Below are 26471 nucleotides of genomic sequence, written 5' to 3'. Positions count from 1 at the left end.
ATCATTGATCGGGAACCTGTGAGGCGCGAGCGGTGTATGACAAGGAGAAGCCGCCGCGTCGAAGGGACCATGATCGTGCAACGTCGAGCTGTGTCGGCCGTACTGGCCGCGGCCGCGCTCCTGCTGACGGCCGGGTGTTCCTCCGACGACGAAGGGGGCTCGTCCGGCGCGGGTGACGGCGCGGCCTCCAGCGGTGCGGCCTCCCAGGCACCGCCCTCGTCCCGGGCCACCGACGACACCCCGCCCGCCAAGGGCTCCGCCAAGGTGGTGCGGACGGTCGCCGAGGGTCTGAAGAGCCCGTGGGGCCTGGCCCCGCTGCCGGACGGCGACCTGCTGGTCTCCTCCCGTGACGAGGGCACCATCACCCGGGTCGACACCGAGAGCGGCAAGAAGACCGAGCTGGGCGAGGTGCCCGGGGTGTCCCCGGCCGGAGAGGGCGGCCTGATGGGCCTCGCGCTCTCCCCGGACTACGCCTCGGACCACATGGTCTACGCCTACTTCACCTCGGCCTCGGACAACCGCATCGTCCGGCTGCTCGTCGACGAGGACAAGCCGGCCGGTGAGCAACTGGGCGCCCCGGACACCGTCTTCAGGGGCATCCCCAAGGGCTTCGTCCACAACGGCGGCCGGATCGCCTTCGGCCCCGACAAGATGCTGTACGCGGGCACGGGTGAGAGCGGCGAGGAGGGGCTCTCGCAGGACAAGAAGTCCCTGGGCGGCAAGATCCTGCGGATGACCCCGGAGGGCGAGCCGGCGCCGGGCAACCCCTTCCCCGACTCCCCGGTGTACTCGTACGGCCACCGCAATGTGCAGGGCCTGGCCTGGGACACCGAACAGCGCCTGTTCGCCGCGGAGTTCGGCCAGGACACCTGGGACGAGCTGAACGCGATCAAGCCGGGTGACAACTACGGGTGGCCCCAGGCCGAAGGCGAGTCGGACGACCCGGCGTTCCACAACCCGATAACCCAGTGGGCGACGGACGACGCCTCCCCCAGCGGCATCGCCTACGCCGAGGGCTCGGTGTGGATGGCGGGCCTGAGGGGCGAGCGTCTGTGGCGCGTCCCCCTGAAGGGCACGGAGGCCGCGGCCGACCCGCAGTCCTTCCTGGAGGGCGAGTACGGCCGGCTGCGCACGGTGGTCCCGGCGGGCGGCGACAAGCTGTGGCTGACGACGAGCAACACCGACGGCCGGGGCTCACCGGGGGACGCGGACGACAGGATCCTGGAGGTGCAGGTGTCCTAGGCGGCGAGGTGCAGGTGTCCTAGGCCGCGCCGCCCACCCGCTCCCCGTCCTCCGTCGGGAACAGCCCCATCCGGTGCGCCACCGCCGCGGCCTCGCCCCGCCCCGCGACGCCCAGCTTGGCGAGGATGTTGGAGACATGGACGCTGGCCGTCTTCGGGGAGATGAAGAGCTCCTCGGCGATCTGGCGGTTGGTGCGGCCGGCCGTGACCAGCCGCAGGACGTCCCGTTCGCGGCTGGTGAGGCCGAGGGTGTCGGCGGCGGGGCGGGGCGCGTCGGGCGTGAGGGGGAGGCGCGCTCGCCGGGCGAGGGAGGCGGCCTCGTCGGCCAGGGGGCGGGCGCCCAGGTGGTCGGCGACGGCGTGGGCGAGGCGGAGGAGTTCCGCCGCCGAGGCCCGGTCGTCCTCGCCGCCCGCCGTCACCAGGGCCTCGGCGAGCCGGTGGCGGACGCGGGCGAGGTCGTAGGGCCGCTGGAGCCGCTCGAAGGCGGTGACGAGCGACGACCAGAGGTCGAGGGGCGTCTGTCCCTCGGCGCGGTGGAGTTCCGCGCGGACCCACTGCTCGTGGGCGCGCCAGATGGGCGCGTCGGTGGTGAGGGTCTTCACCGCGTCGAAGAGGCGCTCCAGGGTCTCGGCCCGGCCCTCGCCGGCGGGGAGGTCCCGGGCGTCGGCCTCGGCGGTGGCGGCGGCCAGCAGCAGGGGCCAGGCGTAGCGCTGGGTGCCGGGCTGGAAGCCGGCGTCGAGGACGCGGGTGAGTTCGGCACGGGCGTCCAGGATGCGGCCCTCGGCGGCCGCGAGGGCTATCGCGAGCCGGGACAGGGGCAGGTCGTTCTGCGGCATGGGGTCGTGGGAGCCGTAGGCGAGGCGGCCGTCGGCGAGGTGCCGGGCGGCCTCGTCCAGGTGCCCGCGGGCCAGCGCGATCTGGGCGAGGCAGTGGGCGGCGCAGCCGCGCGGCTTGGCGACCTGGCCCACGCGCTGGGCGGCGAGCGCGGCCTGCGCTGCCTCGTCCCAGCGGCCCAGGGAGATCAGTGCCTCGGCGAGGTTGGCCCAGATCCAGGCCTCCGAGTCGCGCAGGCCCCGGTCCTGGGTGAGTCGCAGGCCCTCGCGGAGGATGCCGACCGCGTCCTCGGAGCGGCCGATGCCTTCGAGGACGGACGCCAGGTTGATGTGGCTGCGGCCGAGTACGGACGGCAGTCCGAGCGGCAGCGCCTGCTCCCGCACCTCGTACATCTGGGCGAGCCCGGTCTCGATGTCCCCGGCGTCGACGAGCAGTACCCCGAGGGTGAGGCGGGCGTTCAGTTCGATGTCGGAGGCGCCCACCATGCGGGCGTACTCGACGGCGCGCTCGGCGGCGGTCATGGCGTCCGGGCCGGGTGCCCGGACCATGGCCCAGGCGGCCGCGGTGGCCAGCACGTCGGCGTGCACCTCGGACGGCGGCAGGCCCCGGACCAGGTCCTGGGCGGTGCCGATCTCCTGCCAGCCGTCGCCGCGGGCCTGGGCCTGGACCAGCCGGGAGCGCTGGATCCAGAACCACGCGGCCCGCAGGGGGTCGTCCTCGCCGTCGAGCAGACGCAGCGCTCGCTTGGTGATCTTTAGGGCGCGCTCGCGCTCCCCGCACAGCCGTCCGGCGACGGCGGCCTCGGCCATCAGGTCGAGATAGCGCAGGGGTGTGGTGGCGGGGTCGCAGCCGCAGGGCGGATAGACCTCGGTGTAGTCGACGGGGCGCAGGGTGGCCCGTACGTCCTCGGGCGCGGAGTCCCACAGCTCCATCGCGCGTTCCAGGAGCCGCAGTTGTTCGGAGTAGGCGTGCCGGCGGCGGGCGGTGACGGAGGCGTCCAGCACGGCGGGCAGGGCCTTGGCCGGGTCGTGGGCGTGGTACCAGTAGCTGGCCAGGCGCATGACGCGTTCGTCGGCGGGGACGAGGCTCGGATCGGCCTGGAGGGCCTCGGCGTAGGCGCGGTTGAGGCGGGAGCGCTCGCCGGGCAGCAGGTCGTCGCTGACCGCCTCGCGGACCAGGGAGTGCCGGAAGCGGTAGCCGTCGCCGCCGGGCGCGGCGGTCAGGATGCTGGCGTTGACGGCGGCCCGCAGCGCCTCCAGGAGATCGTCCTCGGCGAGCCGGGCGACGGCGGCGAGCAGCCGGTACTCCACGGTGGAGCCGCCCTCGGCGACGATCCGGGCCACCCGCTGGGTGGATTCGGGCAGGGCCTCCACCCGCACGAGGAGCAGATCGCGCAGGGAGGCGGTGAGTCCGGTGCAGCAGCCCTCGTGGGCGGCGACGGCGAGTTCCTCGACGAAGAAGGCGTTGCCGTCGGAGCGTTCGAAGATCTCGTCGACCTGGGCCGGGTCGGGTTCGGTGGCGAGGATGCCGGCGATCTGGCGGCCGACCTCGGCGCGGCTGAACCGGGCGAGTTCGATGCGGCGGACCGTGCGCAGCCGGTCGAGTTCGGCGAGCAGGGGGCGCAGCGGGTGGCGGCGGTGGATGTCGTCGGAGCGGTAGGTGGCGAGGACGACCAGGCGGCCGGTGCGCAGGGTGCGCAGGAGGTAGGCGAGGAGGTGGCGGGTGGAGGCGTCGGCCCAGTGCAGGTCCTCCAGGACGAGGACGACCGTGCGGTCGGCGGAGACGCGCTCCAGCAGCCGGGCGGTGAGCTCGAAGAGGCGGGCCATGCCGTTCTCGTCGTGCCGCTGGGAGCCGGTCTCGCCGAGTTCGGGCAGCAGCCGGGCCAGTTCCTCCTCCTGGCCCGCCGCGGCGGCGGCGAGTTCCCCGGGAAGTTCGTGGCGCAGGGCGCGCAGGGCGGTGGAGAAGGGCGCGAAGGGCAGCCCGTCGGCGCCGATCTCCACGCAGCCGCCGAGGGCGACGACGGCTCCCGCGCGGGCGGCGCGGTTGGCGAACTCCTCGACGAGGCGGGTCTTGCCGACGCCAGCCTCGCCGCCGAGGAGCAGCGCCTGGGGCTCTCCCCCGCTGCCGAAGGCCGGGGAGGTTCCTCCGGCCTCGGCACGGGCGAGCGCGTCGTTCAGGATCTGCACCTCGTCGGCACGACCGACGAACACCGGGCTGACGGACTGGTTCTCCACGGGCCAGAGCATCGCACGCGGCCCTGACAGCGGGGCACCGGTTTTCGTGGTGCGCCCTGGCGCCGGTCCCCCGATGGTCATGCGGTGCGGGTGATCCGCAGGCGGCCGAGACGGGAGGTATGCACCTCGCCCTCGGCGGCTCGGCGGGCCGCTTCCCGGCGGGCGGCGCGGCGGCCGCGGACGATCTCACGGGCCAGCCGGTCGTTCTGGGCCTCGTGCATGAGGTCGGCGGTGCGCAGGCGGTAGAGCTCGTGCTCGAACATGGTGTCCCCTCGGGAGAGTCGGCTTCGCTTGTTGCGATGCCTCAACTCTCGTCTCCCAGGGGGGTCCGCCACATCGGGAGAGTTCCGCATCTTCGGCGGCGCCCGGGGCCTTAGACGCGGGTGAGGGGCCTCAGATGCTCCGTAAGGTGCTCACGTACGCTCTAAGACCCCTCAGGACCTGCGGTGGTTCAGCTGGTGGAAGGCAGGCCGAGCAGGACGTCGGTGTACTTCAGTACGGCCAGCAGCAGGCCGATCACACCGAGCGCGACGCCGCCCCAGGCGACCGACTTGATCCACACGGGCTGCGGCTCGCCGGGGACGCCGAAGGCGGGCCGGGCCAGCACGAAGACGCCGGCGATCAGGGCGATGAGCGCGAACAGGCCCGCCCACAGGGCGGTGGTCTGCCAGGCGTCACCGTAGACCTGCTGGACCTGCTGGGCGACGGTCGCGCTGGAGGAGGTCTCCAGCTGGCCGATGAGGGTCTCGCGCGCGGCGGCGACCGTACCGATCCAGCCACCCGTCAGCGACACCAGGCCGAGCGCCGCGGAGACGACGGCGCCGGCGCCCTGTCCGACGAAGGATGTGCCCCCGTCCTTGGTGGTGGCGGCGGCCTCGGCCTCCGTCACCTCGTCCGTCACTTCGTCGTCGGGCTCGGTGGCCTCGACGGCCTCCGGCTCCTCGGCTGTCTTCGTCACGTCCACTGTCTTCGTTCCCATGTCTCGCACCGTACGGAGGCTGTCTGAGAGGTTTCTTAATGATCCTTGTGAGCGGTACGCGCGCGTGCGTGCGCCCACTCGGCGGCGAGGATCGCCCACACCTCGGTGTCGTGGCGGACGCCCCGGTGAGGATAGTTCTCCCGCAGGACGCCCTCCCGGGTCATGCCGAGCCGCCGCGCCACGTTGATGCTGGGCTCATTGGCCGCCGCCGCGTGCCATTCCACGCGGTGCATGCCGCGCGCGCCGAACGCCCAGTCCAGGAGCGTCCGCATCGCGCGGGTGACGAGGCCGCGTCCGGTCGCGGCCGGTTCCAGCCAGCACCCGACCTCGCAGTTGCGGCTGACGGCGTCGAAGTTCAGGAAGAGCACCCCGCCGACCAGCTTCCCGTCCAGCCACAGCCCGTGCAGGGACCCGGTGTCGGCGGCCCGCATGTCGGCGTACCGCTGGAGGACCTCGCGCGCACCGGCGGTGTCCTCGGCCTTCGAGCCGAACGGGACGTACTGGTTGATGAACTCCCGGCCGCGCTCCAGGTGCGCGAGGAACTCCTCGGCGTGCCAGGGCTCCAGGGGCCGCAGTTCGGCGCCGTCGTCACCCAGCGATATCGCGTACATCCTGCCGCTGCTCCTTCGCCAGTACGTCCGCCATCTCGGCGTCCGTCGCAGCGGCCAGCCTCTCATGGGCGGCGCGCGCCTCGGGCGGCTCGATGCTGATCCGGGGCAGCCAGGCGTCCAGCCGGCGCGGCAGCCACCAGTTGGCGCCGCCGAGCAGGTGCATGAGGGCGGGCACGAGCAGGGTGCGCAGCACGAAGGCGTCCAGGGCGACGGCGGCGGCGAGCGCGATGCCGAACATGGCGATCACCCGGTCGCCGCTGAGCACGAAGGCGAGGAAGACCGAGATCATGATGACCGCGGCGGAGTTGATGACCCGGCTGGTCTCGGCGAGGCCGATCCGTACGGCCCGCCGGTTGTCCCCGGTCTCCAGCCACTCCTCGTACATCCGGCTGACCAGGAACACCTGGTAGTCCATGGAGAGCCCGAAGAGCACGGACACCATGATCACCGGGAGGAAGGGCTCGATCGGCCCGGCGCGGCCGAGACCGAGCAGCTCGCTCCCCCAGCCCCACTGGAAGACGGCGACGACGATGCCGAAGGAGGCGGCGACGGCGGCGATGTTCATCGCGGCGGCCTTCAGCGGGATGCCGATGGACCGGAAGGCGAGCAGGAGCAGCAGACAGCCGAGTCCGACGACGACGCCCACGAACAGGGGCAGCTTGCCGACGATGACGTCGGCGAAGTCGTCGTAGCCGGCCGTCACCCCGCCGACCTGCACATCGAGCGAGGTGCCGGTCTCCGCGCGCGGGAGCACCTCGGAGCGGAGCCGCTCGACGAGGTCGCTGGTGGAGCGGGACTGCGGCGAGGACTCGGGGACGACCGTGAGGTACGCGGTGTCGCCGGCCGCGTTGAAGGTCACCGGGGTCACCGCGGCGACGCCCTCGGTGGTGCGCAGGGTGGCGTCGAGGCCGTCCAGGGCGAGCTTGTCGTCGCCGCTGTCGACCTGGGTCACCAGGGTCAGCGGGCCGTTGGCGCCGGGGCCGAAGCCGTCGGCGAGCAGGTCGTAGGCCTGCCGGGTGGTGGCGGTGTCCGGGTTGTTGCCCTGGTCGGAGGTGCCCAGGCGGAGCGAGAGGGTGGGCAGGGCGAGGATCGTGATGACGACCAGGGCGAGGGCGCCGAGCAGCTTGGGGTGGCGCTCGACGAACGCCGACCAGCGGGCGGCGAACCCGGTCGGCAGCTCGGGTTCGGGCCCGTGCTCGACGAGCCTGCGCCGTTCGCGGCGGCTGAGGGCGCGCGGGCCGATGAAGGACAGCAGGGCCGGCAGCAGGGTCACGGAGGCCGCGACGGTGAGCACCACGGTCAGCGAGGCCGCGACGGCGACGCCATTGAGGAAGTTCAGCCGCAGTATCAGCATGCCCAGCAGGGCGATGCAAACGGTGGCACCCGCGAACACGACCGCCCGTCCGGTGGTCGCGACGGCCTGGGTGATCGACTCGGTGACGTCCAGTCCGCGCTTCAGGCCGCGCCGGTGCCGGGTGACGATGAACAGCGCGTAGTCGATGCCGACGCCGAGCCCGATCAGCATGCCGAGCATGGGCGCGAAGTCGGCGACGGTCATGACGTGCCCGAGCAGCACGGTCCCGGCGTAGGCGGTGCCGACGCTGACCAGGGCGGTGGCGATGGGCAGCACGGAGGCGGCGAGCGAGCCGAAGGCGAGGAAGAGGACGACCGCGGCGACGGCCACCCCGACCACCTCGGCGAGATGGCCGCCGGAGGACTCGGTGAGCCCGATCGCGGTGCCCCCCAGCTCCACCCGGAGCCCGTCGGCCTCGGCTTCCCCGGCGATGTCGACGACCGCCCGCACCTCGGCGGGGTCGATGTTCTCGGCCCGGTCCTCGAAGGTGACCGTGGCGTAGGCGGTCCGTCCGTGCGCGCTGAACTGGGCCGCGCCCTGGTCGCCGTAGGGGCCGGTCACGGAGGCCACGCCGGGCAGCTCGGCGATCTCCTCCAGGGCCCGGTTCATCGTCTGCTGGACGTCGGCGGCCCGCACGGTGCCGGCGTCGGTGTGCCAGACGACGGTGTTGCTGTCGCCGCCGAGGCCCCGGAAGCCGTCCTCGAGGAGCTGGGTGGCACGGCCGGACTCGGTGCCGGCGACCTCGTAGTCGTTGGAGTACGCGGTGCCCGCGGCGACGGCCGCCGCGCTCACCGCGCCGAGGGCGAGGAGCCACAGCAGAACGGCGACGAGGCGGCGCTGGACACACCAGCGGGCGAGGGCTGCCACGAAACGTGCTCCCAGGAGTGCGATTTATGGATCTTTGACCGGGAACAGCGGTTCATGAGGTGAACAACCCGCAAAGAACGCATGAGCAATGCGAGCACCACTCTTACAGCCGAACGTGATCCTTTGATGGGTTCGTGGGCTTATTCACAGGAATGGGAGACGGATCACAGGACAGTAACGGCCGCTGTGTCAGGTCAGTCGAACTGGTCCCGAACGCCATCACCGTCACCCCGGCGATCAGCAGCCACAGCGCACCGGCGGCGGAGGTGTCTCCGGACGCACCCAGGGGGATGCATCGGCTGCGATGCATCCCCCTGGGGCACGGGACAAAGGGCCGTCAGCCCTCGCTGACGCCCAGCTTCTCCAGGATCAGCTCCTTGACGCGCGCCGCGTCGGCCTGCCCCCGGGTCGCCTTCATGACCGCGCCGACCAGGGCACCGGCCGCGGCCACCTTGCCGCCGCGGATCTTGTCCGCGATGGCCGGGTTGCCGGCGATGGCCTCCTCCACGGCGGTCGTCAGGGCGCCCTCGTCGGAGACGACCTTCAGACCGCGCTTGTCGACGACCTCGTCCGGGGTGCCCTCGCCCGCGAGGACGCCCTCGATGACCTGACGGGCCAGCTTGTCGTTCAGGTCACCCTTGGCGACGAGCTCGGTGACCCGGGCGACCTGCGCCGGGGTGATCGCCAGCTCGTCGAGCGAGGTGCCCGACTCGTTGGCGCTGCGGGCGAGTTCGCCCATCCACCACTTGCGGGCGGAGGCGGCGTCGGCACCGGCGTCGATGGTGGCGACGATCGGGTCCAGCGCACCGGCGTTGAGGATCGACTGCATGTCGGTGGCGGAGATCCCCCACTCCTCACGCAGCCGGTTGCGGCGCACCAGCGGCAGCTCCGGCAGCCCGGCACGGATCTCCTCGACCCAGTCACGGGACGGGGCGACCGGCACCAGGTCGGGCTCCGGGAAGTACCGGTAGTCCTCGGCCTCCTCCTTCACGCGGCCCGAGGTCGTCGACCCGGTGTCCTCGTGGAAGTGGCGGGTCTCCTGGATGATCGTGCCGCCGGAGGACAGCACGGCCGCGTGCCGCTGGATCTCGAAGCGGGCCGCACGCTCCACGGACCGCAGCGAGTTGACGTTCTTCGTCTCCGACCGCGTGCCGAACTTCTCGGTGCCGTGCGGGCGCAGCGACAGGTTCACGTCGCAGCGCATCTGGCCCATCTCCATCCGGGCCTCGGAGACACCGAGCGCCCGGATCAGCTCGCGCAGCTCACGGACGTACGCCCGGGCGACCTCGGGAGCGCGCTCGCCCGCACCCTCGATCGGCTTGGTGACGATCTCGATGAGCGGGATGCCGGCGCGGTTGTAGTCCAGCAGCGAGTGCGAGGCGCCGTGGATACGGCCCGTGGCACCGCCGACGTGCGTCGACTTGCCGGTGTCCTCCTCCATGTGGGCGCGCTCGATCTCCACGCGGAAGGTCTCGCCGTCCTCCAGCTGTACGTCGAGGTAGCCGTTGAAGGCGATCGGCTCGTCGTACTGGGAGGTCTGGAAGTTCTTCGGCATGTCCGGATAGAAGTAGTTCTTCCGGGCGAAGCGGCACCACTCGGCGATCTCGCAGTTCAGCGCGAGACCGATCTTGATGGCGGACTCGACACCGGTCGCGTTGACGACCGGGAGCGCGCCGGGCATGCCGAGGCAGACCGGGCAGGTCTGGGTGTTCGGGTCGGCACCGAGCGCGGTCGAACAGCCGCAGAACATCTTGGTCTTGGTGCCGAGTTCGACATGGACCTCAAGGCCCATGACGGGGTCGTACGACGCCAGCGCGTCCTCGTACGACACCAGGTCGGTCGTGGTGGTCACGATGAAACTTCCCTCTCAGCCCAGCAGGACGTCGTCGTCGCCCAGCCGCTTCAGCTCGCGGTAGAGAATGGCCAGGTTGGTGACGACCGCGGCACCGGTCACGACGGCGTCGAGCAGCCGCAGCGTGTCGTTGTCGCCGCGGGCCTTCTTGATCTGCTTGTAGACACCCAGGGCACCGAAGGCCGACGTGGCCATCGAGATGTACAGACCGGACTTGGAGCTCTTGAAGCCCTTGGCCTTGGACAGTGCGCTCACAGCGACGGAGCCTCCTCGATCAGCGGGTGGCCCCACCTTTCCACGAAGGCTGCCTCGACGGCGGCGCCGACCTTGTAGAGGCGCTCGTCCTTCATGACCGGGGCGATGATCTGCAGTCCGACCGGGAGGTTGTCCTCCGGGGCGAGGCCGCACGGCAGTGACATGGCCGCGTTGCCCGCCAGGTTGGTCGGGATGGTGCACAGGTCGGCGAGGTACATCGCCATCGGGTCGTCGGCGCGCTCGCCGATCGCGAAGGCGGTGGTCGGGGTCGTCGGGGAGACGATCACGTCGACCTGCTCGAACGCCTTGTCGAAGTCCTGCTTGATGAGCGTACGGACCTTCTGGGCGCTGCCGTAGTAGGCGTCGTAGTAGCCGCTCGACAGGGCGTACGTGCCGAGCATGATGCGGCGCTTGACCTCGGGGCCGAAGCCCGCCTCACGGGTGAGGGAGGTGACCTCCTCGGCGGAGTGCGTGCCGTCGTCGCCGCTGCGCAGGCCGTAGCGCAGGCCGTCGAAGCGGGCGAGGTTGGAGGAGCACTCGGAGGGCGCGATCAGGTAGTACGCGGAGAGCGCCAGGTCGAAGGACGGGCAGTCCAGCTCGACGATCTCGGCGCCCAGCTCCTTGAGCAGGGCGACGGACTCGTCGAAGCGCTGGATGACACCGGCCTGGTAGCCCTCGCCGCGGAACTGCTTGACGACGCCGACGCGCATGCCCTCGACGCTGCCGTTGCGGGCGGCCTCGACGACCGGCGGGACCGGGGCGTCGATCGAGGTGGAGTCCATCGGGTCGTGCCCGGCGATGACCTCGTGCAGCAGGGCCGCGTCCAGGACCGTACGGGCGCAGGGGCCGCCCTGGTCGAGGGAGGAGGAGAAGGCGACCATGCCGTAGCGGGAGACCGAGCCGTACGTCGGCTTCACGCCGACCGTGCCGGTGACGGCGGCCGGCTGGCGGATGGAGCCGCCGGTGTCGGTGCCGATGGCGAGCGGGGCCATGTGCGCGGCCAGCGCGGCGGAGGAGCCGCCACCGGAACCGCCGGGGATCTTGGTGAGGTCCCAGGGGTTGCCGGTCGGGCCGTAGGCGCTGTTCTCGGTGGAGGACCCCATGGCGAACTCGTCCATGTTGGTCTTGCCGAGGATGACGACGTCGGCGGCCTTGAGGCGCTGGGTGACGGTGGCGTCGTAGGGCGGGATCCAGCCCTCGAGCATCTTCGAGCCGACGGTCGTCGGGATGCCCTCGGTGGTGAAGATGTCCTTGAGCGCGAGCGGTACGCCGGCCAGCGGGCCGAGCTTCTCGCCGCGCTCCCGCTTCTCGTCGACGGCACGGGCCTGGGCCAGCGCGCCCTCGCGGTCGACGTGCAGGAAGGCGTGCACCTTCTCGTCGACGGCCTCGATGCGCGCGAGGTGGGCCTCGGTGACCTGGACCGCGGTGAGCTCGCCGGAGGCGATCTTCGCGGCCGTCTCGGCGGCCGTGAGCTTGATGATGTCCGTCATGCGACTAGTCCTCCCCCAGGATCTGCGGCACCTTGAAACGCTGCTGCTCCTGGGCCGGGGCGCCGGAGAGCGCCTGCTCGGGGGTGAGCGACGGACGGACCTCGTCCGCCCGCATGACGTTCGTCAGCGGGAGCGGGTGCGAGGTCGGCGGTACGTCTTGGTCGGCGACCTCACTGACGCGGGCCACCGCGCCGATGATGTCGTCCAGCTGTCCCGCGAAGTGCTCGAGCTCTTCGGGCTTCAGCTCCAGACGCGCCAGCCGGGCGAGGTGGGCGACCTCCTCGCGCGTGATGCCAGGCATGCAGCGATCCTCTGGGTGAGAGTGTGTGGTGTGGGCCCAATCCTATGGGGCGGGGACCCGTGCCAGGGAAACGGTTTCGACAGCGCCCGGAACGGGGCCCGGGACTGCGTCGATTTCGCGGCTCCACCGCGCGGGCGCGACCAGCCCCCGACGAACCGCGGACGCGCTAATCGGCCGCCGGCAGTGCCGCCCGCGGCCGCTGCCACCCTCGCGACCCCCGGGCCCGCAGCCACGCCGTCGTCTCCTCGGGAGGCATCGCGGCGGCGACCAGCCAGCCCTGTACGGCGTCGCAGCCCAGGTCGCGCAGCCGCTCCCAGGTCTCGTCGTCCTCGACGCCCTCGGCGACGACCAGCAGGCCGAGCGAGTGGGCGAGGTCCACCGTGCAGCGCACGATCGCGGCGTCCTCGGTGTCGATGGCGAGGCGGGCCACGAACGAGCGGTCGATCTTCAGCTCGCTCACCGGGAGCCGCCTGAGGTGCACGAGGGACGAGTACCCCGTGCCGAAGTCGTCCAGGGACATCTTCACGCCGTGCCCGGTCAGTCCCGCGAGGGTGTCGGCGGCGCGCTGCGGGTCCTCCAGCAGGACGTGCTCGGTGATTTCCAGTTGGAGCGCTCCCGCGGGGACGCCGTGCCGGGCGAGCCGGGCGGCGACCGATCCGGCGAAGCCCGGGGTGTGGACGTCGCGCGGGGAGACGTTGACGGCGACCGGGACGAACAGGCCCTGCGCCCGCCACTTGGCGACCTGTCCGAGCGCCGTGTCCAGCACGTACTCGGTCAGATAGGGCATCAGCCCGGAGGACTCGGCGATGGCTATGAACTCGTCCGGCGGCACCTGCCCGCGCTCCGGGTGCACCCAGCGCACCAGCGCCTCCAGGCCGGCCACCTGGCCGTCGAAGCGGACCTTGGGCTGGTAGTGCAGCTGCACCTCGTGCGCGTCCAGCGCCCGGCGCAGATCGCCGAGGAGTCCGAGCCGGTCGGGGGTGTTGGAGTCCCGCTTGGACTCGTACACCTCCACGCCGGTACGGTCCCGCTTCGCCTGGTACATCGCCACGTCCGCGCGGCGCAGCAGGCCCTCGGCGTCCAGGGCGTGGTCGGGGAAGACGGCGACGCCGGCACTGGCCTCCAGGACCAGGGTGAGGCCGTCGAGGTCGAGCGGGGAGCTGAGGTCGGCGACCAGACTGCGGGCGACCCGGGTCGCGGACGTCGTGGAGTCGGCGACCGGCAGTAAGACGGCGAACTCGTCGCCGCCGAGGCGGGCGGCCTCGGCGCCGCGGGGCAGCGCCAGCCGGAGCCGGTCGGCTATCTGGAGCAGCAGCCGGTCCCCGGCCAGATGACCGAGGGTGTCATTGACCGAACGGAAGCGGTCCAGGTCGATCAGCATCAGTGCGGACCGGGCGTCGATCCGCTCGGCGTCGTCGAGCGCGGTCCAGATCCGCTCCAGCAGCCACTGCCGGTTGGGCAGTCCGGTCAGCGGGTCGCGCAGTTGCTCCTCGGCGCGCGCCCGGGCTATCCACAGGGTGGAGTCGAGGGCGATCAGCGGGATGGCGAACAGCGGCAGCAGCACCGGCTTGGACATGGCGACGACGCAGACCAGCGGGGCGATGCCGAGCAGGGCGACCGCGACCAGACCCTGTCTGACCAGGGCGGTGCGGGCGACGGTGGGCACTCCTGCGGTGCGCGGGGCGTGGAGGTACCACAGCAGGGTGCGGCTGACGGCGAGGTAGGCGACGGCGACCAGCACCACCTCGGGGGCGGTGTAGAAGGTCCAGGTGTCCGGGTTCCAGGGGTTCTCGACGGACGGCACCCGGCCGAACGCGGCGAGCACCAGGGCCCCGGCGGCGATGCCGAGGATGTCCACCGAGCCGTGCAGGACACCCTGCCGCCAGCGGTGGCGGCGGGCTGCGCCGACCAGCACGACGACGGTGAGGCTGACCATGCCGGCGGGCAGCCAGCCGAAGAGCATCAGGACGGCGAGGGTGAGGGCGGCGCCGGAGCCGGTGCCGCCCCACCAGCGGGCCCGGCCGAGGGCGACGAGGTGGCCGACGATGATGCCGGTGAGCACCGCCAGCGACCAGCCGACGGTGCCGGACGGGAAGAGGGCGTGGCCGTCGGTGAAGGCGCGGTAGAACCCGGCGCCGAGCACGAAGCCCGCCGACGCCACGACGCCCGCGGGCAGCGCGGGCCACGACAGGTGCCGTTCCGTCTCGCTCTCCGGCAGACCGGGGACGCGCTCGACGGTGAGCTGGGCGGCGCCGAGGCCGGCCGCCCCGCTGAGCGGTACCGCGCCGGGCCGCCCGGACCAGCGGCTCGTGCGCCGGGAGCCGGTGACCCGGCGCAGGCGCAGCCGTGAGTCCGGGGCGGCGCTCTCGGTCGGTTCCATTCCCGTCCCTCTCACAGCCGGCGGTGCCCACGCCACGCGGCCCGTGGCCCGACGACCGGGCGGCACCGCGTTGGAAAACCCTTCCCCCGGCTCATGATGAGCAAGGGAATGCCCCGACCGCAGCTGGGCACGGCAGGCGCACATCTCAACAGTAGGCCGCAGATGGCTTCCACGGGCAGCGGTCGTCGACGGTTGCCCGAATGCGCCCCGGCCACCCGTATGCATCTGATATGCGCCGATCGGGTGGCCTTCAACCGCTGCCGCCCCCTACTCCTCGGTGGGAAGCGCGACGTCGGCCGCCGCCTCGGGACCCTGTTCCAGCAGGACGTCGAAGCCGTCCTCGTTCAGAACAGGCACCTTGAGCTGCATCGCCTTGTCGTATTTCGAACCGGGATTCTCCCCCACCACCACGAAGGACGTCTTCTTCGAGACCGAACCGGTCACTTTCGCTCCACGGGTCTGCAGCGCCTCCTTGGCGCCGTCCCGGGTGAAGCGCTCCAGGGTGCCGGTCACGACCACGGTGAGCCCTTCGAGCGGGCGCGGGCCCTGGTCCTCGCCGGAGCCCTCCTCCTCCATGCGGACACCGGCCGCCCGCCACTTGCGGAGGATCTCCTGGTGCCACTCCTCGGCGAACCACTCCTTGAGGGAGGCGGCGATGATCGCGCCGACGCCGTCGGTGGCCGCCAGCTCCTCCTCGCTCGCCTGCTCGATCCGCTCGATCGAGCGGAATTCACGGGCCAGCGCCTCGGCGGCGACCGGGCCCACGTGACGGATCGACAGGCCCGTGAGGACCCGGGCGAGCGGGCGCTCCTTGGCCGCCTGGATGTTCTCCAGCATGGCAAGCGCGTTCTTCTTGGCCTCGCCCTGCTGGTTGGCGAAGACCCGGGCGACCTTCTCCTCGCCGGTCTTCGGGTCCCGCTTGGGCAGGCCGCTGTCCTGGTCGAGGACGTACGCCTTGATGGGCAGCAGCCGCTCGATGGTGAGGTCGAACAGATCGCCCTCGTCGGCCAGCGGCGGGTCCTCGGGCTCCAGCGGCTTGGTGAGGGCGGCCGCGGCGACGTACCCGAAGTGCTCGATGTCCAGCGACTTGCGGCCCGCGAGGTAGAACAGGCGCTCGCGCAGCTGGGCCGGGCAGGTGCGCGCGTTCGGGCAGCGCAGGTCGACGTCGCCCTCCTTCATGGGCCGCAGCGCCGTGCCGCACTCGGGGCACTCGCTCGGCATCACGAACTCGCGCTCGCTGCCGTCGCGCAGGTCCACGACCGGGCCGAGGATCTCCGGGATGACGTCACCGGCCTTGCGCAGCACCACGGTGTCCCCGATGAGCACGCCCTTGGCCTTGACCACGTCCTGGTTGTGCAGGGTGGCGAACTCGACCTCCGAGCCGGCCACCGTCACCGGCTCGACCTGGGCGTACGGCGTGATCCGGCCCGTACGGCCGACGCCCACCCGGATGTTGACCAGCTTGGTGTTGACCTCCTCCGGCGCGTACTTGTACGCGATGGCCCAGCGCGGCGCGCGCGAGGTGGAGCCGAGGCGGCCCTGGAGCGGGATCTCGTCGAGCTTGACGACGACTCCGTCGATCTCGTGCTCGACCGAGTGCCGGTGCTCGCCGAAGTGGGCGATGAACTCCCGGACGCCGTCGAGGTCGCCGACCACCTTGTTGTGCCGGGAGGTGGGCAGTCCCCACGTCTTGAGCAGGTCGTACGCCTGGGAGAGGCGGGTGAGGCCGTCGCCGCCCTCCAGGGCGCCGATGCCGTGGACGACCATGTGCAGCGGGCGGGTGGCGGTGACGCGCGGGTCCTTCTGGCGCAGCGAACCGGCGGCGGCGTTGCGCGGGTTGGCGAAGGGCTTGTCGCCGGCCTCCACCAGACGGGCGTTGAGCTCCTCGAACTTCTCCATCGGGAAGTAGACCTCGCCGCGGATCTCGACGAGGTCCGGGACGCTGTCACCGGTCAGCCGGTCCGGGATCTCCGCGATCGTCCGGACATTGGGCGTGATGTCCTCGCCCGTGCGGCCGTCGCCCCGGGTCGCCGCGCGGGTGAGCCGGCCGTGCTCGTAGGTCAGGTTCACGGCGAGGCCGTCGACCTTCAGCTCGCACAGGAAGTGGTACGCGGAGGTGCCGACGTCCTTGTGGACGCGCTCGGCCCAGGCGGCCAGCTCCAGGTCGTCGAAGGCGTTGTCCAGGGAGAGCATGCGCTGCCGGTGCTGGACGGCGGTGAAGTCCGTCGCGTACGCCCCCGCGACCTTCTGGGTCGGCGAGTCGGGGGTGCGCAGCTCCGGATACTCCTCCTCCAGCGCCTCCAGCGAGCGCAGGAGCTTGTCGAACTCCGCGTCGCTGACGACGGGGGCGTCCTTCACGTAGTACCGGAAGCGGTGCTCCTCGATCTGCTCAGCGAGCTTGGCGTGCTGTTCCCGCGCCTCGGCGGGCACCGTCGTCTCCGCTTGCTTGTCGCCGGCCACCGTGTTGTCCTCCCGTTACTCTGGGTTGTCCGCGAGGGATCTCGCCGCCCGGACGCAGTGGGCGAGGGCCTTGCGGGCGTACTCGGGGGACGCGCCCGCCAGTCCGCACGCCGGGGTGATCGTGACGGACTCCGCGAGGAGCCCCGGTCGCAGCTCCAGCCTGCGCCACAGCGTCCTGACACCCATGACGCTACCGGCAGGGTCTGACAACGGGCCGTCCGTGCCCGGGACGACACCGGCGAACAGCCGGGTGCCCGCCTCCACCGCCTCACCGATCGTGTCGTCGTCACGCTCGGTGAGGAGCGCGGCGTCGAACGACACCGCCGCGGCGCCCGCTCGGCGCAGCAGGGCGAACGGGACGTCCGGTGCGCACGAGTGGACCACGACGGGTCCGCCGGCGTGCACCCCGACGGTCTCGCGCAGCGCGGCCTCGACGATCTGCCGGTCCACGGCACGGTGGGTGCGGTACCCGCTGGCGGTCTTGACGTGCCCGCGCAGGACCGCCGTGAGGGAGGGTTCGTCGAGCTGGAGGACGAGCTGGGCGCCGGGGATGCGGCGCTGGACCTCCGCGAGATGGAGGCGCAGGCCCTCGGTGAGGGAGGCGGTGAGGTCGCGGCAGGCGCCGGGGTCGGAGAGGGCCGACTCGCCGTTCCTGAGCTCCAGCGCGGCGGCGAGGGTCCAGGGCCCGACGGCCTGCACCTTGACCTGCCCCGTGTACCCCTGGGTGAACTCCTCCAGCGCGTCGAGGTCTTCGACGAGCCAGGACCGGGCGCGCCTGGTGTCCCTGCCGGGCCGGTCCCCGAGGCGCCATCCACTGGGCTCCACGCGCGCGTACAGCTCGACGAGCAGGCCCGCGGTACGGCCGATCATGTCGGCGCCGGGGCCCCGGGCGGGCAGTTCGGCGAGGTGCGGGAAGTCCTCGAAGGACCCGATGACCGTCTTGGCGGCCTCCCGGGCGTCGCCGCCGGGCAGGGAGCCGACGCCGGTGGCGGGGGCGAAGCTGAAGTGTGCGTTCACGGAGGGAAGCCTACGTAGGAGGGGGCGGCGGGAGCACCGCCGCGTACCCCGGCCCGCTTCGCCCCGCCGGGGCCGCCCGGTCGGTCAGCGGCCGGGGCGGACCGTCACGTCGTTGATCTCCGCGTCTCTGGGCAGGTCCAGGGCCGTCAGGATCGTCGTCGCCACCGACTCCGGGTCGATCCACTGCGACGCGTCGTACTCCTTGCCCTCCTGCTGGTGGACCTTCGCCTGCATCGGGCTCGCCGTGCGGCCGGGGTAGACCGACGTGACGCGGACGCCGTTCGCGTGTTCCTCCTGCCGCAGCGCGTCCGCCAGCGCCTTCAGACCGTGCTTGGAGGCGGCGTAGGCGGACCAGTCGGCGTGTGCGTTCAGGCCCGCGCCGGAGTTCACGAACACCACGTGGCCCCGCGTGGTCCGCAGCTGCGGCAGGAAGTGCCGGGTCAGTTCCGCGGGCGCGACGAGGTTGACGTTCAGCTGGTGGCGCCAGGACTTGGGGGTCAGGTCGCCCACCCGGCCCAGGTCCACCACGCCCGCGATGTGCAGCAGCGAGTCCACCCGGTCCGGGAGCGACTGGTGCGAGAAGGCCCAGGACAGCTTGTCGGGGTCGGCGAGATCGCCCACCAGCGTCCTCGCCCCGGGGAACCGGGCCGCCAGCTCCTTCGCCCGCCCCGCGTCACGCGCGTGCAGCACGAGGTCGTCCCCGCGCGCGTGCAGCCGGCGCGCCACGGCCGCGCCGATGCCGGAACCGGCCCCGGTGATCACATGAGTAGCCATGCCGGCCATGGTCGCACTCCAGGGCCGTCACTCGATGCCCTGGCTCTCCTCCAGATAGGCCAGCGCCCCCACCGGCTCCTCCGCGAAGAACACCAGGTCGGTCAGCGGCCGGGGCAGGAAGCCCTCGTCCTCCATGCGCCGGAACTGCTCCTTGAGGCCGTCGTAGAAGCCCGCCGTGTTCAGCAGCACCACCGGCTTGTCCGTGTGCCCGTGCTTCTTGAGCTCCAGGATCTCCGTGGCCTCGTCCAGCGTGCCCGTCCCACCCACCATGATCACCACGGCGTCGGCGTTCTCCAGCAGCAGCTTCTTGCGCTCGGCCAGATCCTTGGCGACGACCATCTCGTCGGCGCCCGCGCGGGCCCTGGCGGACAGGAATTCCACCGAGACACCGAGCAGCCGCCCGCCCGCCTCCTGCACGCCGTCCGCGACCACCTTCATCAGGCCGACGTCGGAGCCGCCCCACACGAGCGTGTGACCGCCCTTGCCCAGCAGGTTCGCGAACTCCCGCGCGGGGCGGGTGTAGCGCTCGTCGAGATCGGCCGCGGAGAGGAAGACGCAGATTCGCATGTGATCACCGTACGCGGGAAGAACCGGCGCCCCGCGCGCGCTGCACCAACCATGGCTGATGGACACACGATCACGATCGAGCAGGGCACACGACGCGTGCGGGCCGTCCACGACGGCGAGATCCTCGCGGAGAGCGACCGGCCGCTCGTCCTGCGGGAGACCGGCTGTCCCGTGCGCTACTACCTGCCCGCCGAGGACGTCCGGATGGACCTGCTGACGCCCTCCGACACGCACACGTACTGCCCGTTCAAGGGCACGGCCTCCTACTGGTCGCTGCCGGGCGCACCCGACCGGGTGTGGTCGTATCCGGACCCCAAGCCGGACGTCGCCCGGATCAAGGACCACCTGTGCTTCTACGAAGTCGAGGTGTTGTGAGCGATTAGCCGGGTGCCCGATGGCAACCTGTCGGGCATGGCACACGAGACCATTTCGCGCGACGGCACCGCCCTCGCGTACGAGAGCACCGGTGACGGCCCGGTCGTCGTCCTCGTCAGCGGTGCGATGTCCACGGGCGCCACGCTCGCGCCGCTGGCCGGGTCCCTCGCGGAGCGCGGGCTCACCGCGGTCACGTACGACCGCCGGGGCCGTGGCGCGAGCGGTGACACGCCGCCGTACGACGTCGCCCGCGAGGTCGAGGATCTCGCGGTGCTGATCGAGGCGGTGGGCGGCGAGGCGGCGCTGTGCGGGGTCTCCTCGGGCGGCGCGCTGGCGCTGGAGGCGGCGGCGAGCGGGCTGCCGGTGCGTCAGGTGGCCGTGTACGAGACGCCGTTCACCGTGTACGAGGGCGGCACCGCGGAGTGGGCCGCGTACACCGAGCGCCTGACCGAGGCGCTCGGCGAGGACCGGCGCGGGGACGCGGTCGAGCTGTTCCTGCGGCTCACGGGGCTCGCCGAGGCGATGATCCAGGGCGCCCGCCAGTCCCCCATGTGGGCCGGCATGGAGGCCATCGCGCCGAGCCTCGCGTACGACGCCGCGGTGCTCCGGGACGGCGATGTGCCGCGCGAGCGGCTGACCGGGATCGAGGTACCGGTGCTGGCGGTCGCGGGCGGCGAGAGCCCCGGCTGGATGCGGGAGGCGGCGCGGGCGGTCGCCGAGGCGGCGCCGCGGGGCGCGTACCGCTCCCTGCCGGGCCAGACCCACATGGTGGAGCCCCAGATCCTCGGACCGGTCCTGGCCGAGTTCTTCGCCGCCTAGGCGGCCCTGTCGGTACGACCGCTCAGGCCACGTCCGCCGTCGCGCGCGTGGTCGTCGAGATCGTCGCCGAACCGACCACGCGCGTGCCGTCGTACAGGACGATCGCCTGGCCGGGGGCCACGCCGCGGACCGGTTCGGTGAACGTGACCTCCAGGGTGCCGTCGATCAGTTCGGCGGTGACCTCGGTCTCGCCGCCGTGGGCGCGCAGCTGGGCGGTGTAGGTGCCGGGCCCGGTGGGGGCGGCGCCGCACCAGCGGGGCCTGATCGCGCGCAGGGCGGTGACGTCGAGGGCGGCGGCCGGGCCGACCGTGACCGTGTTGTCGACCGGGGAGATGTCGAGGACGTAGCGCGGCTTGCCGTCGGCGGCCGGGGTGCCGATGCGCAGGCCCTTGCGCTGGCCGATGGTGAAGCCGTACGCGCCCTCGTGGGTGCCCAGCTTGGTGCCGGACTCGTCGACGATGTCGCCCTCGGCCTTGCCGAGCCGCTTCGCCAGGAAGCCCTGGGTGTCGCCGTCGGCGATGAAGCAGATGTCGTGCGAGTCGGGCTTCTTGGCGACCGCGAGCCCCCGGCGCTCCGCCTCCGCGCGGATCTCGTCCTTGGTGGTCACCGTGTCGCCGAGCGGGAAGAGCGCGTGGGCGAGCTGCTTGTCGTCCAGGACGCCGAGGACGTACGACTGGTCCTTGGCCATGTCGGAGGCGCGGTGCAGCTCGCGGCTGCCGTCCTCGCGCACGATCACCTGGGCGTAGTGGCCGGTGCAGACCGCGTCGAAGCCGAGGGCCAGCGCCTTGTCGAGCAGCGCCGCGAACTTGATCTTCTCGTTGCAGCGCAGACAGGGGTTCGGGGTGCGGCCCGCCTCGTACTCGGCGACGAAGTCCTCGACCACGTCCTCGCGGAAGCGGTCGGCGAGGTCCCACACGTAGAAGGGGATACCGATGACGTCCGCGGCGCGCCGGGCGTCGCGCGAGTCCTCGATGGTGCAACAGCCACGCGCGCCCGTGCGGAACGACTGGGGGTTCGCGGAGAGCGCGAGGTGGACGCCGGTCACGTCGTGGCCGGCTTCCGCGGCGCGGGCGGCGGCTACGGCGGAGTCCACGCCTCCGGACATGGCGGCGAGGACGCGGAGGGGACGCTGCGGGGTGTCAGTCATAACTCTTCAAGAGTAAGGGGCCGCGGGAACCGGAGCCCACGAGTATCCGTTGACGATCACATGGGGGCGAGGAAGGCATCCAAGGACACGGACCGGCGCATCGGCCGGCGGGCGCTGCTGATCGGCGGCGCCGCGGCGGCCGCGGGCACCGCCGTGCTGGCGCGCGACGAGCTGGGGCGGCTGTGGTGGCGCATGCCCGGCGTGGAGAAGCCGCGCAAGGAGGGGGAGGTCGACTTCGCGGGCGCGCGCTGGGTGGCGGCGTCGGACGCGAACTGGCGGCGCGCGGACCGGCCCGACGACTACGGCGTCGACATGGTGGTCATCCATGTCACCCAGGGCAGCTTCGACAGCGCGGTGCGGGTGTTCCAGGATCCGGAGCACGGCGCGGCCTCGCACTACATCGTGCGCAAGGACGGGCACGTCACGCAGATGATCCGCGAGCTGGACGTGGCGTTCCACGCGGGCAACCGCGACTACAACGAACGCAGTGTCGGCATCGAGCACGAGGGGTTCGTGGACCGGCCCGAGGGTTTCACGGACGCGATGTACGCGGCCTCGGCGCGGCTCACCGCCCGCATATGCGCGCGCTACGACATCCCCGTGGACCGCGAGCACATCATCGGCCATGTCGAGGTGCCGGGCACGGACCACACCGATCCGGGCGAGCACTGGGACTGGAAGCGGTACATGGCGCTGGTACGCAGGGCGCGGACCGCCGTGGCGTGACCCGGCGGTCGGGCCGAGTCCCGGATGTCGCGGCGGCGAGCGGGGCGAAGACCCGGGGCGCGCGGTGCACGCCGGGAGGGGGCCGCTACGTCAGCCCCGCCGCGCGGGCCCGCTCCACCGCAGGGCCGATCGCCTGGGCGACGGCGTCGACATCGGCGTCGGTGGAGGTGTGGCCGAGGGAGAAGCGGAGGGTGCCGCGGGCCAGGTCCGGGTCGGTGCCGGTGGCCAGCAGGACGTGGCTGGGCTGGGCGACGCCCGCGGTGCAGGCGGAGCCGGTGGAGCACTCGATGCCCTGGGCGTCGAGCAGGAGCAGCAGGGAGTCGCCCTCGCAGCCGGGGAACATGAAGTGGGCGTTGGCCGGGAGGCGGTCCACCGGGTCCCCGCCGAGGATGGCGTCCGGGACGGCCGTGCGGACCGCGGCGATCAGGTCGTCGCGCAGGCCGCCGATCTCCTGGGCGAACCACTCGTGCTGCTCGGCGGCCAGCCGGCCGGCGACCGCGAAGGAGGCGATGGCCGGGACGTCGAGGGTGCCGGAGCGGACCTGGCGCTCCTGGCCGCCGCCGTGCAGGACCGGGACGGGGGCCTGGTCACGGCCGAGGATCAGCGCGCCGATGCCGTACGGGCCGCCGATCTTGTGGCCGGAGACGGTCATCGCGGCGAGGCCGGAGGCGGCGAAGTCCACCGGGAGCTGGCCGACGGCCTGGACCGCGTCGGCGTGCAGGGGGATGCCGAACTCGGCGGCGGCCTGGGCGAGTTCACGGACCGGCAGGATGGTGCCGATCTCGTTGTTCGCCCACATGACGGTGGCCAGGGCCACGTCGTCGGGGTTGCGGGCGATGGCCTCGCGCAGCGCCTCGGGGTGGACGCGGCCGTGCTCGTCCACCGGGAGGTACTCGACGGTGGCGCCCTCGTGCTCGCCGAGCCAGTGGACCGCGTCCAGGACGGCGTGGTGCTCGACGGGCGACGCGAGGACCCGGGTGCGGGCCGGGTCGGCGTCGCGGCGGGCCCAGTACAGGCCCTTGACCGCGAGGTTGTCGGCCTCGGTGCCGCCGGAGGTGAAGACGACCTCGCTGGGACGGGCGCCGAGCGCTTCCGCGAGGGTCTCGCGGGCTTCCTCGACCGTGCGGCGGGCGCGGCGGCCGGCTGCGTGAAGGGAGGAGGCGTTGCCGGTGACGCCCAGCTGGGCGGCGAGTGCCTCAGCCGCCTCCGGGAGCATCGGAGTCGTCGCGGCGTGGTCGAGGTAAGCCATGGTGAAGCGATTCTACGGGCCCGGTCGGCGGCCGTAGGCGCGGGTTCGGGCGCGGTGGCGGGCGACGGCCGGTCAGAAGCTCCAGGACAGTGTGCCGTCCGCCTGCATGAAGGCCAGCAGGACCAGCAGGTCCGCCACTCCCAGGGAGAGGCCCAGGTAGGCGCGGCCGCGGCGCCGGGTGCCTCGGGACAGGGCGACCGCGGCGAGGGTGATCGCGATCGGGCCCAGGAAGATGTTGAGGACCAGGAGGCCCACCAGGCCGAGGATGAAGGACGCCACGGCCATGCCGTCGGTGTCCCGGGCGATGCGGCGGTCGGTCGTCGGGGCGGTGAGCTGCATGACGGATCAACTCCCTGTGCGGGTCAGTGGCGGCGGGCGTGGCGCTCGCGGAGCGCGAAGACGGACAGCCACACGGCGATCACCGCGGCGGCGACGACGGTGAAGCCGAGCGGTGCGTGGGCGACGGTGCCCAGCACGACGCCCAGCAGCAGGAGCGCGGCGACGAGGAACAGCATGGGATGGGATCCCCCTCCGAGATGCGTCTCGTACATGGGTGAACAGTTGTAGGTACAGCTGTTCACTGACTTCCCAGTCTAGCGCGCCTTATGACTTTTCAATTCGGGAGAACAGTTGTTAACTGCATGGCATGAGTCACACCCTCGGCATCCGGCAGGCCCAGAAGCAGAAGACCCGACAGGCGCTCCTGGACGCCGCGTTGGGGCTGCTGGAGGAGCAGAGCCTGAGCAGTCTGGGCCTGCGCGAGGTCACCCGTGCCGTCGGCGTGGCCCCCACCGCCTTCTACCGGCACTTCCGCTCCACCGCGGATCTCGGGGTCGCCCTCGTCGAGGAGGCGCTCGGCAGTCTGCACCCGATGATCCGCACCACCGTCTCCGCGGACGGCGACCCCGACGAACGCATAGCGCGCGCCGTGGAGTTGATCGCCGGTCATGTCACCGCGCACCCGGCGCACGTCCGCTTCATCGCCCGTGAGCGGCACGGCGGTGTGCAGCCCGTGCGGGAGGCCATCCAGCAGCAACTCGCCCGGTTCGGCGAGGAGGTGCGGCACGAGCTCGCCAAGGACCCGATGTCCGGGGGCTGGAGCGACGACGACCTGCTGATGCTGGCCAACCTCTATGTCGACCAGATGCTCATGACGGCCTCCCTCTTCCTCGACACGCTGGAGGAAGGGGCCGAGGAGGAGCGGGCGCAGGTCGTCCGGGTCGCCACCCGCCGGATGCGGCTGATCAGCATCGGCCGGCGGCACTGGCTGGACTGAGGCCCGCGCCCGGTCAGCCAAGACCTAGCTGGACTGAGCCCGCTCCCCCGGTCAGCCGAGACGGACCCGGGCCAGCTGCCGCGACTGGGCCACCAGACGGTCCTCGCTGTCCCACACCTCCGCGTCCTCCTCCAGGAAGCCGCCCGCCAGGTTGCGCGTGGTGATCGCCACCCGCAGCGGGCCCGGGGCCGGGCGGCAGCGGACGTGGACCGTCAGCTCCACCGTCGGGACCCAGCCCTTGATGCCGAGTTCGAAGGCGGTCGGCGGCAGCGCGTCCACCGCCAGCAGCAGGGAGAGGGGGTCCGCGTCGCGGCCGTCGGCCAGGCCGAACCAGGCGCGCATCTCGCCCTTGCCGGAGGGGGCGCCGAGGGCCCAGCCGAGGGTGGCGGGGTCCAGCTTGATCATCAGGCGGTCGGCGATGGCGGAGCTGCCGGGGACCGGGGCGGGGCCGTCCTGGGGGCCGAAGCACTGGTCCATCGGCGGGATCGCGGGCGGCTTCGCCGTCGTACGGACGTCGTCCGGGAGGGCGTCGAGGTCGCCGTAGGAGGCGAGGACGCGGATGCGTTCGACCTCGCGGCCCTGGTCGTCGTACTGGAAGAGCGACGCCTGGCCGGTCGACAGGGTGCGGCCGGTGCGGACCACCGAGGTGCGTACGACGGCCGGGCCGGGCTGGGACGCGGTCAGGTAGTGCGCCGAGATCGTGAACGGGTCGGCGTGCGGCAGGGCGTCGGAGAGCGCGCGGCCGAGGACGGCCAGCAGATAGCCGCCGTTGACGGCGCTGATGATGGTCCAGCCGGCGGAGAGGTCGATGTCGTAGACGCCGGGCTCCCGTCGGGTGAGCGCGGTGTCGCGGTCGAACTCGCTGTCGCCGATCGTGGCCTGCGTGGACGCTGCTTCTGGCATGGGTGAACGGTACAACAGGCGACTACTAAGCGGTAGCTTTCCTGTTCCCCCCGGCCTGCTCCGCCCGGCGCCTGCTCCGCCCGGCGCCTGCTCCTCCCGGCGCCTACTCCTCCCGTACCGTCGAGCGCCGGTTCCAGGCCCGCGGGGCCCGCCAGTGGTAGCGCATCGCGAGCAGCCGCAGGACGAAGGCGGTGACCGCCGCGAGCCCGCCGGTGACGGGGCCGAGGGCGTCGTAGCGGATGCACAGGGCGACCATCGTGGCGCCGACCATCGCCGGCACCGCGTACAGGTCACGGTCCCAGCGCAGCAGGGAGGGGACCTCGTTGGCGAGCACGTCCCGCAGGACGCCGCCGCCGACCGCGGTGGCCAGGCCCAGGGCGGCGGAGGCGGTGAGGCCCAGGCCGTGGTCGTACGCCTTCGTCGTGCCGGTGACGCAGAACAGGCCGAGGCCGGCCGCGTCGAAGACGTTCACGCCGCTCTGGATGCGCTCCACGTGCGGGTGCAGGAAGACCACCAGGAGGGCGGCGAGCAGCGGGGTCAGGAAGTACCCCAGGTCCGTGAAGGCGGCGGGCGGCACCGAGCCGATGACCAGGTCCCGGAAGAGTCCGCCGCCCAGCGCGGTGACCTCGGCGAGGACGGCGATGCCGAAGACGTCGAAGTTCTTGCGGACCGCCAGCAGGGCGCCCGAGATGGCGAAGACGAAGATGCCGATCAGGTCGAGCGTGTGCTGGACGGAGGGGGTGAAGAGTTGCTGGAGCAC

At 72.3% G+C, this 26471-nt stretch carries 25 protein-coding genes; 5 read left to right on the top strand and 20 right to left on the bottom strand.

Annotated features, from left to right (window positions below; genetic code table 11):
- Positions 1 to 36: 36 nt before the first annotated feature.
- Entirely contained in the window at positions 37 to 1242 is a 1206-nt protein-coding gene (locus ACWD1Z_RS30645) for a PQQ-dependent sugar dehydrogenase (protein WP_451123004.1), read from the top strand.
- A gap of 19 nt (positions 1243 to 1261) precedes the next feature.
- On the opposite strand, the gene ACWD1Z_RS30640 is transcribed toward ACWD1Z_RS30645, so the two are convergent.
- The 14 genes from ACWD1Z_RS30640 to ACWD1Z_RS30575 form a co-directional block, all read right to left on the bottom strand.
- Complete coding sequence (locus ACWD1Z_RS30640; RefSeq protein ID WP_451123002.1) at positions 1262 to 4321, bottom strand: helix-turn-helix transcriptional regulator; 3060 nt, start codon at positions 4319 to 4321, stop codon at positions 1262 to 1264.
- A 65-nt stretch (positions 4322 to 4386) separates the two neighbouring features.
- Positions 4387 to 4572 (bottom strand): hypothetical protein, encoded by a 186-nt coding sequence (locus ACWD1Z_RS30635; RefSeq protein ID WP_451123000.1) that lies wholly within the window; start codon positions 4570 to 4572, stop codon positions 4387 to 4389.
- A gap of 188 nt (positions 4573 to 4760) precedes the next feature.
- Positions 4761 to 5288, bottom strand: coding sequence for a hypothetical protein (locus tag ACWD1Z_RS30630; RefSeq protein WP_451122998.1), 528 nt, complete (start codon positions 5286 to 5288; stop codon positions 4761 to 4763).
- A 35-nt stretch (positions 5289 to 5323) separates the two neighbouring features.
- Positions 5324 to 5899 carry a GNAT family N-acetyltransferase gene (locus tag ACWD1Z_RS30625; protein ID WP_451122996.1) on the bottom strand — a complete coding sequence of 192 codons (576 nt, stop codon included), beginning with the start codon at positions 5897 to 5899 and terminating at the stop codon, positions 5324 to 5326.
- Complete coding sequence (locus ACWD1Z_RS30620; RefSeq protein ID WP_451122994.1) at positions 5877 to 8120, bottom strand: MMPL family transporter; 2244 nt, start codon at positions 8118 to 8120, stop codon at positions 5877 to 5879. The genes ACWD1Z_RS30625 and ACWD1Z_RS30620 overlap by 23 nt, the downstream gene beginning before the upstream one ends.
- Before the next feature lie 337 nt (positions 8121 to 8457).
- Positions 8458 to 9975: an Asp-tRNA(Asn)/Glu-tRNA(Gln) amidotransferase subunit GatB gene (gene gatB / locus ACWD1Z_RS30615; RefSeq protein WP_451123033.1), complete on the bottom strand. Its 1518-nt coding sequence runs from the start codon at positions 9973 to 9975 to the stop codon at positions 8458 to 8460.
- 12 nt (positions 9976 to 9987) lie between these two features.
- On the bottom strand, positions 9988 to 10227 hold the full coding sequence (locus ACWD1Z_RS30610; protein ID WP_386504686.1) for a hypothetical protein: 240 nt from the start codon (positions 10225 to 10227) through the stop codon (positions 9988 to 9990).
- Positions 10224 to 11717 carry an Asp-tRNA(Asn)/Glu-tRNA(Gln) amidotransferase subunit GatA gene (gene gatA / locus ACWD1Z_RS30605; RefSeq protein ID WP_451122992.1) on the bottom strand — a complete coding sequence of 498 codons (1494 nt, stop codon included), beginning with the start codon at positions 11715 to 11717 and terminating at the stop codon, positions 10224 to 10226. The genes ACWD1Z_RS30610 and gatA overlap by 4 nt, the downstream gene beginning before the upstream one ends.
- A gap of 4 nt (positions 11718 to 11721) precedes the next feature.
- On the bottom strand, positions 11722 to 12018 hold the full coding sequence (gene gatC / locus ACWD1Z_RS30600) for an Asp-tRNA(Asn)/Glu-tRNA(Gln) amidotransferase subunit GatC (RefSeq protein WP_007384860.1): 297 nt from the start codon (positions 12016 to 12018) through the stop codon (positions 11722 to 11724).
- A gap of 166 nt (positions 12019 to 12184) precedes the next feature.
- Positions 12185 to 14398, bottom strand: coding sequence for a putative bifunctional diguanylate cyclase/phosphodiesterase (locus ACWD1Z_RS30595; protein WP_451122990.1), 2214 nt, complete (start codon positions 14396 to 14398; stop codon positions 12185 to 12187).
- A 267-nt stretch (positions 14399 to 14665) separates the two neighbouring features.
- Complete coding sequence (gene ligA / locus ACWD1Z_RS30590; RefSeq protein ID WP_451122988.1) at positions 14666 to 16858, bottom strand: NAD-dependent DNA ligase LigA; 2193 nt, start codon at positions 16856 to 16858, stop codon at positions 14666 to 14668.
- 15 nt (positions 16859 to 16873) lie between these two features.
- Complete coding sequence (locus tag ACWD1Z_RS30585; protein WP_451122986.1) at positions 16874 to 17875, bottom strand: methionine synthase; 1002 nt, start codon at positions 17873 to 17875, stop codon at positions 16874 to 16876.
- An 84-nt stretch (positions 17876 to 17959) separates the two neighbouring features.
- Positions 17960 to 18658 carry an SDR family oxidoreductase gene (locus ACWD1Z_RS30580; RefSeq protein WP_451122984.1) on the bottom strand — a complete coding sequence of 233 codons (699 nt, stop codon included), beginning with the start codon at positions 18656 to 18658 and terminating at the stop codon, positions 17960 to 17962.
- Between the two features lie 18 nt (positions 18659 to 18676).
- The gene (locus ACWD1Z_RS30575; protein WP_389414822.1) at positions 18677 to 19216 is read right to left on the bottom strand and encodes an LOG family protein; all 540 of its coding nucleotides are present in this window, start codon (positions 19214 to 19216) and stop codon (positions 18677 to 18679) included.
- Positions 19217 to 19267: 51 nt separating this feature from the next.
- Here ACWD1Z_RS30575 and ACWD1Z_RS30570 point away from each other — a divergent pair, with 51 nt between their 5' ends.
- Positions 19268 to 19591, top strand: a complete 324-nt coding sequence (locus ACWD1Z_RS30570) for a DUF427 domain-containing protein (RefSeq protein ID WP_451122981.1) — start codon at positions 19268 to 19270, stop codon at positions 19589 to 19591.
- A gap of 36 nt (positions 19592 to 19627) precedes the next feature.
- Entirely contained in the window at positions 19628 to 20410 is a 783-nt protein-coding gene (locus tag ACWD1Z_RS30565) for an alpha/beta fold hydrolase (RefSeq protein WP_451122979.1), read from the top strand.
- A gap of 22 nt (positions 20411 to 20432) precedes the next feature.
- On the opposite strand, the gene mnmA is transcribed toward ACWD1Z_RS30565, so the two are convergent.
- Positions 20433 to 21557, bottom strand: coding sequence for a tRNA 2-thiouridine(34) synthase MnmA (mnmA, locus tag ACWD1Z_RS30560; RefSeq protein ID WP_451122978.1), 1125 nt, complete (start codon positions 21555 to 21557; stop codon positions 20433 to 20435).
- Between the two features lie 60 nt (positions 21558 to 21617).
- Between mnmA and ACWD1Z_RS30555 the strand changes: the two genes are divergently transcribed.
- Positions 21618 to 22283, top strand: coding sequence for an N-acetylmuramoyl-L-alanine amidase (locus tag ACWD1Z_RS30555; protein WP_451122976.1), 666 nt, complete (start codon positions 21618 to 21620; stop codon positions 22281 to 22283).
- 85 nt (positions 22284 to 22368) lie between these two features.
- Here ACWD1Z_RS30555 and ACWD1Z_RS30550 read toward each other — a convergent pair whose 3' ends face one another.
- From ACWD1Z_RS30550 to ACWD1Z_RS30540, 3 genes are all read right to left on the bottom strand, one after another.
- Positions 22369 to 23532, bottom strand: coding sequence for a cysteine desulfurase family protein (locus ACWD1Z_RS30550; protein ID WP_451122973.1), 1164 nt, complete (start codon positions 23530 to 23532; stop codon positions 22369 to 22371).
- Positions 23533 to 23604: 72 nt separating this feature from the next.
- Complete coding sequence (locus tag ACWD1Z_RS30545; RefSeq protein ID WP_451122971.1) at positions 23605 to 23871, bottom strand: DUF4190 domain-containing protein; 267 nt, start codon at positions 23869 to 23871, stop codon at positions 23605 to 23607.
- Between the two features lie 23 nt (positions 23872 to 23894).
- Entirely contained in the window at positions 23895 to 24047 is a 153-nt protein-coding gene (locus ACWD1Z_RS30540) for a hypothetical protein (protein WP_250074773.1), read from the bottom strand.
- Between the two features lie 131 nt (positions 24048 to 24178).
- Between ACWD1Z_RS30540 and ACWD1Z_RS30535 the strand changes: the two genes are divergently transcribed.
- Complete coding sequence (locus tag ACWD1Z_RS30535) at positions 24179 to 24808, top strand: TetR family transcriptional regulator (protein ID WP_451122969.1); 630 nt, start codon at positions 24179 to 24181, stop codon at positions 24806 to 24808.
- 51 nt (positions 24809 to 24859) lie between these two features.
- Here the strand turns inward: ACWD1Z_RS30535 and ACWD1Z_RS30530 are convergent, their stop codons facing one another.
- Positions 24860 to 25711 (bottom strand): thioesterase family protein, encoded by an 852-nt coding sequence (locus ACWD1Z_RS30530; RefSeq protein ID WP_451122967.1) that lies wholly within the window; start codon positions 25709 to 25711, stop codon positions 24860 to 24862.
- Positions 25712 to 25814: 103 nt separating this feature from the next.
- Positions 25815 to 26471: a trimeric intracellular cation channel family protein gene (locus ACWD1Z_RS30525; RefSeq protein WP_389414831.1), complete on the bottom strand. Its 657-nt coding sequence runs from the start codon at positions 26469 to 26471 to the stop codon at positions 25815 to 25817.

It is taken from the genome of Streptomyces sp. NPDC002784, from assembly GCF_053592135.1.
This window is presented reverse-complemented; position numbering and strand designations above follow the sequence as displayed.

Excerpts from the sequence above, each read along its gene's own strand:
- ACWD1Z_RS30645 (WP_451123004.1), top strand. The coding sequence starts at position 37 with ATGACAAGGAGAAGCCGCCGCGTCGAAGGGACCATGATCGTGCAACGT.
- ACWD1Z_RS30640 (WP_451123002.1), bottom strand. The coding sequence starts at position 4,321 with ATGCTCTGGCCCGTGGAGAACCAGTCCGTCAGCCCGGTGTTCGTCGGT.
- ACWD1Z_RS30635 (WP_451123000.1), bottom strand. The coding sequence starts at position 4,572 with ATGTTCGAGCACGAGCTCTACCGCCTGCGCACCGCCGACCTCATGCAC.
- ACWD1Z_RS30630 (WP_451122998.1), bottom strand. The coding sequence starts at position 5,288 with ATGGGAACGAAGACAGTGGACGTGACGAAGACAGCCGAGGAGCCGGAG.
- ACWD1Z_RS30625 (WP_451122996.1), bottom strand. The coding sequence starts at position 5,899 with ATGTACGCGATATCGCTGGGTGACGACGGCGCCGAACTGCGGCCCCTG.
- gatA (WP_451122992.1), bottom strand. The coding sequence starts at position 11,717 with ATGACGGACATCATCAAGCTCACGGCCGCCGAGACGGCCGCGAAGATC.
- gatC (WP_007384860.1), bottom strand. The coding sequence starts at position 12,018 with ATGCCTGGCATCACGCGCGAGGAGGTCGCCCACCTCGCCCGGCTGGCG.
- ACWD1Z_RS30595 (WP_451122990.1), bottom strand. The coding sequence starts at position 14,398 with ATGGAACCGACCGAGAGCGCCGCCCCGGACTCACGGCTGCGCCTGCGC.
- ACWD1Z_RS30580 (WP_451122984.1), bottom strand. The coding sequence starts at position 18,658 with ATGGCCGGCATGGCTACTCATGTGATCACCGGGGCCGGTTCCGGCATC.
- ACWD1Z_RS30575 (WP_389414822.1), bottom strand. The coding sequence starts at position 19,216 with ATGCGAATCTGCGTCTTCCTCTCCGCGGCCGATCTCGACGAGCGCTAC.
- ACWD1Z_RS30570 (WP_451122981.1), top strand. The coding sequence starts at position 19,268 with ATGGCTGATGGACACACGATCACGATCGAGCAGGGCACACGACGCGTG.
- ACWD1Z_RS30565 (WP_451122979.1), top strand. The coding sequence starts at position 19,628 with ATGGCACACGAGACCATTTCGCGCGACGGCACCGCCCTCGCGTACGAG.
- mnmA (WP_451122978.1), bottom strand. The coding sequence starts at position 21,557 with ATGACTGACACCCCGCAGCGTCCCCTCCGCGTCCTCGCCGCCATGTCC.
- ACWD1Z_RS30555 (WP_451122976.1), top strand. The coding sequence starts at position 21,618 with ATGGGGGCGAGGAAGGCATCCAAGGACACGGACCGGCGCATCGGCCGG.
- ACWD1Z_RS30550 (WP_451122973.1), bottom strand. The coding sequence starts at position 23,532 with ATGGCTTACCTCGACCACGCCGCGACGACTCCGATGCTCCCGGAGGCG.
- ACWD1Z_RS30545 (WP_451122971.1), bottom strand. The coding sequence starts at position 23,871 with ATGCAGCTCACCGCCCCGACGACCGACCGCCGCATCGCCCGGGACACC.
- ACWD1Z_RS30540 (WP_250074773.1), bottom strand. The coding sequence starts at position 24,047 with ATGCTGTTCCTCGTCGCCGCGCTCCTGCTGCTGGGCGTCGTGCTGGGC.
- ACWD1Z_RS30535 (WP_451122969.1), top strand. The coding sequence starts at position 24,179 with ATGAGTCACACCCTCGGCATCCGGCAGGCCCAGAAGCAGAAGACCCGA.
- ACWD1Z_RS30530 (WP_451122967.1), bottom strand. The coding sequence starts at position 25,711 with ATGCCAGAAGCAGCGTCCACGCAGGCCACGATCGGCGACAGCGAGTTC.